The organism is Polaribacter sp. BAL334, assembly GCF_015767435.1.
GTDB lineage: Bacteria > Bacteroidota > Bacteroidia > Flavobacteriales > Flavobacteriaceae > Polaribacter.
Genome location: NZ_JADWOV010000187.1, coordinates 1 through 933 on the forward strand (window position 1 = coordinate 1; position 933 = coordinate 933).

General features: G+C 35.2%; 1 protein-coding gene. It reads right to left on the reverse strand.

From position 1 onward, the window contains the following. Positions 1-933, reverse strand: a 933-nt coding sequence (locus tag IU405_RS00980; RefSeq protein WP_197436766.1) for a DEAD/DEAH box helicase, incomplete at both ends; no start/stop codon positions are given.

Sequence of the window (933 nt, forward strand, 5' to 3'; positions counted from 1 at the left end):
AGATTTTTCTTTTCCTGAAGGGTTTTAATGAAATCGCCAATGTATAAATAATCAACTCTGAAATCTTGTCCCCAGGAAGAAAAACAGTGTGCTTCATCTATTACAAAGCGAACTATTTTTCTGCCAAGTAGTAATTTTTCTGTTGTCTTAGAGCGAAGTGATTCAGGAGAAATATAAAGGATTGATGCTCTGCCGTCTTGAATTCGTTGAATAGATTTTACCCTTTCAATAGGATCAAGTAAGCCGTTAATTGTTACAGCATCTGTTATTCCAATTCTTTCAAGGTTGTCGACTTGGTCTTTCATTAACGATTGCAGAGGAGAAATCACAACAGTCAAACCTTTTACGTTTTCACCTGCCATCAATGCAGGAACTTGAAAAGTGATTGACTTGCCACCTCCTGTCGGAAATACGGCTAATAAAGATTTGTTATCCACTGCGGCTCGAACTGCATTTTCTTGAAGTGGTTCACCCGCATAAGTTCTATATTCATCAAAACCAAAATAATTTTTCAGTCCCTTATTTATGTCTAACGCTTGATTGCAGTATTTGCATCCAGTCAGGCAAGGTTTGCTTCTAAGTTGGAACATTATCCGTTCGAATTTTGGAAAGTTTTTAAGAACCCAAGGTGGAGTTATTGAATATCTATTGTTACAATCTATCAAAGACAAACAGTAAGCCAATTCGATCGGGTGTTTTGAAATTATTTTTGAAAGATCGGCATGCTCACAAATGACTGAATCAAATTTTTCTCGAATTAGTTTTTCTATTTGTGTGTTGCTACTTTTATATCCAAGTAAGCGAAAAAAAGCGTTGAATTCCTTTTTGTCTTTTAATAGCAAATAGAAAATCTGTTTTAGTTTTTCGTCCGCTTGATTAAAATTGGATACTTCGTCAAAGAAAAGGTCTTTGGCTTTTATAGCATCATTAAGC